Here is an 8590-nt window from a genome sequence, read left to right as displayed (position 1 = left end):
CGGGCATCCGGCGCATCGAGGCGGTGTGCGGGATGGCGGCGGTGGAGCACGTGAACCGGCGCGAGGGCCTCCTGAACCGGGCGGCCTCCCTGGTCAAGGCCCCGCCGGCGGAGCTCCCCGGGCGCGTCGAGACCCTGCTGGATGACCGCAGGTTGGCCGAACGGAAAATCCTCGAGCTGGAGGAGCGCCTGGCCTCGGGGGGCGAGGGGCGGAATCTGGCCGACGAGGCGGAGGAGATTGACGGGGTCAGGCTGCTGGCGGCCGAGCTCCCCGGAGTGGGCGCCAAGGCGCTGCGCGGCACGGTGGACCGCCTGAAGGAGGAACTGGGCTCGGCGGTCGTCCTGTTGGCCACGCGAGACGGAGACAAGGCGGTCCTAGCCTGCGGCGTCACCGACGACCTAGTGCAGAAAGGGCTCCACGCGGGAAAATTGATGGGCGGGCTGGCGCCTCTTCTGGGCGGTCAGGGCGGCGGGAGGCCCGACTTCGCCCAGGGCGGCGGAATTTTCCCGGATAAGCTCCCCCTGGTTTTCGCCAAAATCCGTGAGATGGTGAGCGGGGGTCGCTGATGCCCAACGTCATCCGGCCGGAGGATATCGCCCCCTACCCCTGGCGGGCCGGGAGGGTGCTCATCCGGATACTCGGGGCGCTCTGCCTGGGCGGCGGTATAGTGACCGCCCTTTCCCTCACCCTCCTGCCCGAACTGGCCTGGTTCGACCGTCCGCCCCTGGAGCTCTCGACCTGGCTCTACGCGGTGTACGGCCTTTGGGGCTTGGATTTATGTCTCGCCGGAGCCGGCCTCTTACGGCTAAGGCCTTTCGGGCGCTGGCTCGGGGCCGCGGCGGGGCTTTTCATCACCGCGGCGAGCGTGTACCCTCTGACGTACAACTCGCTCAACAACCTGAAGGACTGGGCGTGGGCCGCGGCGGCCATCGCCGGAATCCTCCTGGCTTACTCCCTCCTCATGCCGCTGCGCCCGGCCTTCGCACCGAAACCCCCGAAGCGAAACGAGTAACGCCCCCGGCGAAACAAAAACCTCCCCGGAACCGTATCCCCTGGGACGGCCCGAGTTGACTCCGAACCGGGGGGGTGGCTATACTGGCGGAAAATGAAGCGAAGCGGAGCAGCGCCTCCGGCAAATAACCACCCAAGGGGGTAGCGGTGTCTTCGGAGCAGAACAGGGTCGGCAACGCCCGCCACCTCTTTGAACGGGGCATGTACGCCGAGGCGCTCAACGAGCTGCGGATGGCGATCGGGGAGGGCCGGGAGTATCCCGATGTGTACAACCTGATGGGCCTCTGCAATTCGATGCGCTCCGACTACAAGGTCGCCGTGAGCTACTACCAGAAAGCCCTGGAGCTGAATCCGGATTACGAGGAAGCGCGGCTCAACCTCCTGATCACCCTCTCCGACCTGGGCATGTACAAGGAGGCCGACACAGAGCTCACCGCCATGCTCGCCTCGACGAAGATCCGGTCCGACGAGCTCAGCCCCGCCATCAAGTCCCGGCTGGCCGAAGGCTACCGCGAGTTGGCCGCCCTCGAGCTGGAGATGGGCCGCATCGAGCAGGCGGAGCGGTTGATCAACGAGGCGGTGGAACTGGCGCCGTCCTACGTTGACCTGTTGGTCTTCCGGGGAAAAATCCTCCGCCGCGGCGGACGGCTGTCCGAGGCCGAGGAGGTTCTGGAGAGGGCCATCACCATCAACCCCAACTACCAGAACGGCCAGCTCGAGCTGGGCCTGGTGCATTTCCAGCAGGGAGCCTACGACACCGCCAAGGGGCACATCCAGAAGGCCCGGGAGCTATCCAAGGGGACGAGCCGAGAGGCGGAGCTCTACATGTCCTTTTTGAAGGCTCGGCAGAGCGAGTCACGCCCCGGCAAAAAGAAGCGAAGCGAATAACGCCCCGGCGAACAGAGGACCGAGGAGAAGACGTAAACTTTGAAGGCGACCCTCATCATCCCGGTCATCGCGCTCTTATTCTGCGGCTGCGCCGTGGAACTGCCCGATCTCTTCTCGCTCACCGCCCAGGAGTGGTTCGATCTGGGCAAGGGCTACTACGATAAAGAGGAAATGGAGGCGGCGCGTGGCTGTTTCGAGAACGTGATGATAGTCTACCCCTCGTCGAAGTACGCCGACGACTCCCAGTTCTACCTGGGCATGGCCTACTACGACGAAGATATGTACCTCGAAGCGCAGGCGATTTTCGAGGACATGGCCGCCAGTTACCCCAACTCGTCCTACACCGACGACGCCCACTACCACATCGGGCAGTGCTACTTCAAGCGCGCGCCCGACTACCAGCGTGACACGGAGCTCATCAAGGCGGCCATCGGCGAATACCGCCGCACGCTCAAGCTCTTTCCCGGATCGGAGCTAATCCCCCAGATACAGGATGCGATCCGGGAGGCCGAAGAGCTGGAGGCCCGCAAGCTGGACCACATCGCCTACCTGTACCGCCGGATGGAACATCCGCGGTCCGTGATTCTCTACGCCGACATGCTCCTGGGCACCTACCCCGACTCCATGTACGCGCCGCGCAATCTTTGGCGTCGTGGGGAGGCACTCCTGGAGCTGGGGTACCCGGACGATGCCCGGAACGATTTCGAGCGGATTCTGGAGGAGTACCCGGACGACGAGTACGCCGCGGACGCCCGGGAGAGCCTGAATACGATGGGCTCTCTCCCCGGGAACCCGGACGGTGAGTGAGGCGGGTTCACGTTTTTTTAACCGGCTGCGGCCGGTTTTTTTAAATATGAGGCAGGAATGAAATTCGGACGGTTGGTTCGGCATCCGAGAAGAACCGGCGACGGCCGGTTTTTTACTCCCGCCACCCCCCTTCGTCACCCGACCGGACCCCCACCGCGACCCGACGCATTGTTGTGGTAAAATCTTGGTCCTTCCCCACCCCACGGTCATAAAAAATGGGCTCTTTGGAAAAATACGCCCTCTTCGGCGGCAGCTACGATCCGGTACACCTGGGCCACCTGCTCCTGGCGACCTTTGCCCGCGAGCAGCTCGACCTGGACCGGGTGTACTTCATCCCCGCCGCCCGTGGACCCCACCGCGACCGCCCCCCGAAAGCCGCGGAATCCCACCGTCTCGCCATGCTCCGGTTGGCCCTCGAGGGTGAGCCGACCTTCGTTCTGGACGACATCGAGCTCCGACAGGGCGGCGTCTCCTACACCCTGGACACCGTCCTGCGCTTCCGGGAGATGCTCGGGGGGGAACCGGTCATTCTGGTGGGCGCGGACAACCTGAACGATCTGGGCACCTGGCACCGGGTGGACGAGCTGGTGCGGCTCGCCCGCTTCGCCTACGCGCCGAGGCCCGGGTGCACTTTCGACCCCGACAGGCTCCCCGCCGGGACCCGGGCGTCGGAGATTCCCATGCCCCCCTTCGGCGTTTCCTCGACGCTGGTGCGCCAAAGAATCGCGGCGGGGCTCAGTCTACGGTGGCTCGTACCCGACCCGGTGGCCCGTTACATCGAAGAGAAGGGTCTTTATAGCGTATGAAACAAGGGGTTTAAACCCCTTGCCTTGAGGGCTGACAAATCCGGGAGGGAGTTTTATAATGACCCTCCCATTCGCGCGAAGCGAAACGAGTGACGCCCCGGCGAAACGAAGCGAAGCGGAGTAATGCCCCGGCAAAACGGAGCGGAGCGGAGTAACGCCCCGGCAAATAACCGTTTGAAGGGGCGTAATCGGTCACTAAAAAAAGGTTGAGACATGTCCACACGGGTGATGGTCGTTGACGATGACCCCGACATCCGCTCGATAGTCAAAACCATATTCGAGGGCGACAACTACACGGTCCAGACCTGCCCCTCGGGCGAGGAGGCCCTGGAACAGGTCAAGGTCTTCAACCCGGAGCTCATCATCCTGGACGTGATGATGCCCGGGATGGACGGCTACCATGTGTGCTCCGAGCTGAAAAAGGACTTCGAGACCGCCCACATACCGGTGATTCTCCTGACGGCCAAGCAAGACATCATTGACCTCGAACGGGGCGTCGAGCACTCCATAGACGACTACATCGCCAAGCCCTTCTCCCAGCGGGAGCTTTTAGCCCGGGCGAAGATGGTCCTGTCGCGCACGCGCTACCAGCTCGGCTGCAACCCTCTGACGGGCCTGCCGGGAAACCTGGAGATAGAGCATCGGCTCAAGGAGGTCATCCGCGCCGACAAACCCTACTCCCTCTTCTACGCCGACATAGACCGGTTCAAAAGTTTCAACGACTACTACGGCTACGCCCGCGGCGATTCGGTCATCCGCCTCCTCACGCACTGCCTCGTCCAGGCCACCCGGGTGCTGGGCAAGCCGAAGGATTTCGTCGGTCACATCGGCGGTGACGACTTCATGATGCTCTGCTACCACCAGGATGCGGAGAAGGTGGCGAACAGGGTTATCGAGCTCTTCACCGAGGGCGTGGGGGACTACTTCGATGAGACGGACCTGAAGCGGAACTACTACGAGATAAAGGACCGCACCGGTTGCCTGCGGCGGTATCCCGCCACGCTCACCCTCACCGTCGAGCTGGTGTCGAGCGAGAAGCGGCGTTTCACCACCACCGCCGAGATTGCCGACGTCGTCACCGAGCTGAAGAAGTTCGGCAAGGGCAAACCGGGCAACATCGTGGTCCACGAGCGCCGGGGAATGACGGAGGGCGAGGCCGCGAACCGACAGGGGGACTGCTCGGGTTGAGTACGGGCCCGCGGGTAAGTGCGGTCGAGGGGAGTAAACGGGCCGCCTACCTTGGACCGCCTCGGTTCGACGTTCACGGTATGCCTGCGTTGACTGCGGTCGAAGGGAGCGGAAGGACTCCCAAGGGCAACCGAACCGAGCGTAGCGAGCTATGCCCCGGCAAACCGAGCGAAGCGAGCTACGCCCCGGCGAATCCGTTTCGTTGAAGGGGTTGCACGGGAACGAGTATCGGTATATTATACACCGGTGCGGTGGGAATTAAACCGGTTCCAACCACCGGGGCTTAAGCCACTCGGAAACGAAGTAATACCTCCGACAAACCGAGCGAAGCGAGCTACGCCTCTGGCGAAACGTAAAGGGACGGTGAAGGGGTCAATGTCGAAGATAATGATCGTGGACGACGAGCCGCACATCGTCGAGACGCTCAGTCTGGCCTTCGAGAAACGGGGGTACCAGGTTGTGGGCTTGTCCGACGCGACGCAGTGCATCTCCCTCGCCGAGCGGGAAAAACCCGACGTCATCATCCTCGACGTCATGATGCCGGGGATGGACGGCTACGAGGTGTTCAGCCGTCTGGTCGAGGACGACCGGGTATCGCAGATTCCGGTGGTCGTCCTCACCGCAAAGACCGACTATATTTACAGACGCATCAGCGAGGGGATAGGCGCCAAACTGCATTTGACCAAGCCCTTTGCGCCGTATACGGTGGTAGATCAGGTTGAGCGCTTGCTGAACGAGCGCAGGGGTGTTCCAACGGCGCAGCCGTGAACCGAAGCGGGTACGGGCGTTCGGTGATCTGCCGTGGAGGAGTCCGCATGGCCCGGATCATGATCGTGGACGACGAGCCGCACATCGTCGAGACGCTGGGACTCGCCTTCAAGAGCCGGGGTCACGAGACCATCCCCCTGTCCGACCCCGCCACGGTTTTGAGCGCGGTGATGCGGGAGCGGCCCGACGTCATCATCCTGGACCTCCTGATGCCGGGTATAGACGGCTACAAGCTGTACCACGACCTGATGGCCGACGAGCATTTATCTTCGACCCCCGTGGTCATTATCACGGGCCACTCGGGGCCGCTCTACAAGAGAATCAGCCGGGAGATAGGCATCGCGCTGCACCTGACCAAGCCCTTCAATCCCCTCGATGTAGTCGAACGCATAGAGAAGCTGATCGCTCCTGGTCCCGGGAATACACCGTAACTTGTAGGGCTCATCCGGGCGGATTACAACCTGCGCTGGAGCTTCCTTGGCCCACGAGATTGTCGGCATCCTCAGCCTTCTAATCTTCGTCTTCACCGTCCTGGGTCCGCTGATCATGGTGGGCGGACGACGGCTGATCCCGCTTCCTCTTCAGACCCTGCTGGTCGCCGGCGCGCTGATAAACATCGTCCTGACCGCCTTGGCGATCTGGCTCGACGGCGGCTCCCTCTCCGAAATGCTTTCCCTGGGCTCGGCGGTGGGGTCCAACGTCATCCTCCTGCCCATCATGGCCATGGCCGGCGGCTTTCTGGTCGCCGGCGCTTTGGAAGGCTCGGGCGGCTTCGCCGCGCTGCGCGTCGTCATCAACAAAATGCGCGGCACCACCCTGGGCATGGCGGGCACCCTGGTCTTCATCGCCCAGTTCTCCACCATTTTCGCCATGCCCTGCGGGCGGATTGCGGCGGCGGCGCTCCTGCCCGTAATCATCACCCTCGGCCCCGAGGGCGTGCGGCTGATCTCGAAGAAACAGATGGTGGTCCTGGTCGCGGCGCTGGCGGTGAACGCCGCGGCCAGTTGCGGGCCCAGCCAGATCGGCGGCATCGGGCAGATCGGCGAGGGTTTCCTCCAGCAGCTCGGGCTCCTGACCAGCTCCCAGGAGTTCGGGATCATGATCGGCACCGCCTTCACCGCGCTCTTCATCAGCCTCTTCATCACCAAGTTCGACATGGAGGATAAGATACGGCTCACCGAGGGCCGGCAGCTCACCCAAAGCCTGGCCGCAGCCTCGACCCCCGACACCGCTATCGCCCACGAGCACGACGAGGAGGTCATCGCCAGGAAGTTCAAGGCGCCCCTCGTCGGTTACATCGCCCTGGGCATCTTCCTCGTGGCCCTCATGGGGGCGGTCTTCGGCCTCTTCGGCAAGACCCCGATCACCACCACCCTTTTGGTGGCCACGGTCGTCATCATGCTCATCGCCCGGCTCTCCATCCGCCAGGTCATCGCCGGGATCATCCTCCACCCGATCACCGCCCTGGTGGCCGGGTTCCTGATGGCCGGCTCACTGGTGGTCTCGGGCGGGTTCAAGTCGCTGAGCGAGGTGCTCGTCTGGCTGTCGGAGTTCAAGGTGGCCGGGGTCGGCCTGGGCGTGGCGGGCATGATAGCCCTCTTCGTCCAGATCGAGACCATCATGCCCATGCCCTGCGGGCGGATTCTGGCGGCGGCGCTCCTGCCCATTGTGGTGGCCATGGGGCCGGCCACCGGCTGGATGCCGAACGCCTCGGGCCTTCTCACTTACAACCAGCTGGCCATCGTGCTGGCCGCCTTCATCGTAAACGCGGCGGCGAGCTGCGGTCCAAGTCCCATCGGCGGCATCGGCACCATCTCCGAGGGGATGGTGCGCTCCGAAATCGGATTCCTGCGTAACGCCCAGAGCTACGGCATCATGGCGGCCATGACCCCCCTGGCGGCGCTGGTGATGCGCTTCTTGGTGCTCGCACACAACCCCTTCCGCCTGGAGAACCTGCTCCTCTTTTTCGGCCTGCTTTCCGGGATATTCGTGTTCAACCTGGGGATGGTCAAGTTCGTCAATCCCGCCTCGTTCAAGAAGCGGCGCACTCCGACGCAGGAGAAGGAGAAGAACACGGCCACCTGGATCGCGTTCCTGTTGGGCGGCGCCATCTCGGGCATAGCCATCACCTTCGCACTGTTCTGGCCCGACCCGGTATCGGGATTCGCCGGCACCGGCTTCTTCCTCGTGTACATCCTGCAGGGGGCCGTCGGCGGAGCCATCGCCGGAGCCATGCTCCTTTTGACTTAGGGGGGACGCTGGAACCCGGCTCTTTCTTAACCTGGATCGCCTTTCTCGTAGGCGGCGCCGTTTCCGGCGCGATTATCGCCTACGCGATGGATTTCCGCACGCGAAAGGGTCTCCTGCAGGGAGCCCTGGGCGGGATCATCGCGGCGATTCTTTACATGCTGACCTGACAATCCCGGTCCGCGGAACCGCTCATCCGCGGACGGCGCGGCCGCTAGCTTCGGTGAAGTCCCCGGACGGCGCAGGCGCGACGTTAAAAAAAAATGGCAAAAAACGACAAAAAAGACGAGCGGATCGTCTACGGACCACCTCGCGACGAGATCGAGGTTCTGCCCGGCGTCCGGCGCTACCAGTTCATCTCCAAGTCCCAGCACCGGATGCTCACCAAGAACCTCAACCGCATCGCCATGGTCATCATCGGCCTCAGCCTCTCCATCGTCATCTTCAAGGCTATTTTCTCGGGCACCGGCTACTCGGTTTACTGCCTGGAGGATCGCAGCTGCATGAGGGTGCTCTCCCAGCCCGAGGGGGAGAACTGCCCCGAGTACATCTACCCGGTGGAGTTGGTCGTCGCGTCGCGGACGGCCGACTACGAGCGGTTCATCCGCCAGGGCGGGCTGCGCTGCACGCAGTGCGGCAACTGCACCAAGTGGTGCATCTTGGATATAAACATTCCCGAGTTGGCGGCCCGGATGCAGGAGATGACGCTGGATGCCCTGGCCGCGGGCAAGATTGACACCGGGCTCGTCTTGAACGAAGGCTTCGTGGACCCGCAGAGCAAGGAACCGCTCACCGAGGCGGCCGCCCTCGCCCGCTACTCGAAACCGGGCTACGAGAAGGTGCTCAAACTCTACAACGAGATGAAGGGCATCATC

The 8590-nt window shown here is 63.4% G+C and carries 10 protein-coding genes; all 10 read left to right on the top strand.

Annotated features, from left to right (window positions below; all coding sequences use genetic code 11):
• Positions 1 to 566, top strand: a 566-nt coding sequence (locus NTW26_08815) for a DHHA1 domain-containing protein (protein MCX7022354.1), incomplete at its 5' end; no start/stop codon positions are given.
• A complete protein-coding gene (locus NTW26_08810) occupies positions 566 to 1012 on the top strand; it encodes a hypothetical protein (protein ID MCX7022353.1) in 447 nt (148 codons plus the stop codon). The genes NTW26_08815 and NTW26_08810, both read left to right, overlap by 1 nt.
• A gap of 146 nt (positions 1013 to 1158) precedes the next feature.
• Positions 1159 to 1899: a tetratricopeptide repeat protein gene (locus NTW26_08805; protein MCX7022352.1), complete on the top strand. Its 741-nt coding sequence runs from the start codon at positions 1159 to 1161 to the stop codon at positions 1897 to 1899.
• Between the two features lie 39 nt (positions 1900 to 1938).
• Positions 1939 to 2706 carry an outer membrane protein assembly factor BamD gene (gene bamD, locus NTW26_08800; protein ID MCX7022351.1) on the top strand — a complete coding sequence of 256 codons (768 nt, stop codon included), beginning with the start codon at positions 1939 to 1941 and terminating at the stop codon, positions 2704 to 2706.
• Between the two features lie 224 nt (positions 2707 to 2930).
• Positions 2931 to 3512: a nicotinate (nicotinamide) nucleotide adenylyltransferase gene (gene nadD, locus NTW26_08795; GenBank protein ID MCX7022350.1), complete on the top strand. Its 582-nt coding sequence runs from the start codon at positions 2931 to 2933 to the stop codon at positions 3510 to 3512.
• A gap of 213 nt (positions 3513 to 3725) precedes the next feature.
• The gene (locus tag NTW26_08790) at positions 3726 to 4700 is read left to right on the top strand and encodes a response regulator (protein ID MCX7022349.1); all 975 of its coding nucleotides are present in this window, start codon (positions 3726 to 3728) and stop codon (positions 4698 to 4700) included.
• A gap of 375 nt (positions 4701 to 5075) precedes the next feature.
• Positions 5076 to 5468: a response regulator gene (locus tag NTW26_08785; GenBank protein ID MCX7022348.1), complete on the top strand. Its 393-nt coding sequence runs from the start codon at positions 5076 to 5078 to the stop codon at positions 5466 to 5468.
• Between the two features lie 47 nt (positions 5469 to 5515).
• Positions 5516 to 5899 (top strand): response regulator, encoded by a 384-nt coding sequence (locus tag NTW26_08780; protein ID MCX7022347.1) that lies wholly within the window; start codon positions 5516 to 5518, stop codon positions 5897 to 5899.
• A 46-nt stretch (positions 5900 to 5945) separates the two neighbouring features.
• Positions 5946 to 7718, top strand: coding sequence for a hypothetical protein (locus NTW26_08775; protein ID MCX7022346.1), 1773 nt, complete (start codon positions 5946 to 5948; stop codon positions 7716 to 7718).
• 260 nt (positions 7719 to 7978) lie between these two features.
• On the top strand, positions 7979 to 8590 hold a 612-nt coding region (locus tag NTW26_08770), incomplete at its 3' end, for a hypothetical protein (GenBank protein ID MCX7022345.1).

The sequence above is a fragment of the bacterium genome (assembly GCA_026398675.1).
Lineage (GTDB): Bacteria > RBG-13-66-14 > RBG-13-66-14 > RBG-13-66-14 > RBG-13-66-14 > RBG-13-66-14.
This window is presented reverse-complemented; position numbering and strand designations above follow the sequence as displayed.

Coding starts and splice junctions, on each gene's coding strand:
- NTW26_08810 (MCX7022353.1), top strand. CDS start 566: ATGCCCAACGTCATCCGGCCGGAGGATATCGCCCCCTACCCCTGGCGG.
- NTW26_08790 (MCX7022349.1), top strand. CDS start 3,726: ATGTCCACACGGGTGATGGTCGTTGACGATGACCCCGACATCCGCTCG.
- NTW26_08785 (MCX7022348.1), top strand. CDS start 5,076: ATGTCGAAGATAATGATCGTGGACGACGAGCCGCACATCGTCGAGACG.
- NTW26_08780 (MCX7022347.1), top strand. CDS start 5,516: ATGGCCCGGATCATGATCGTGGACGACGAGCCGCACATCGTCGAGACG.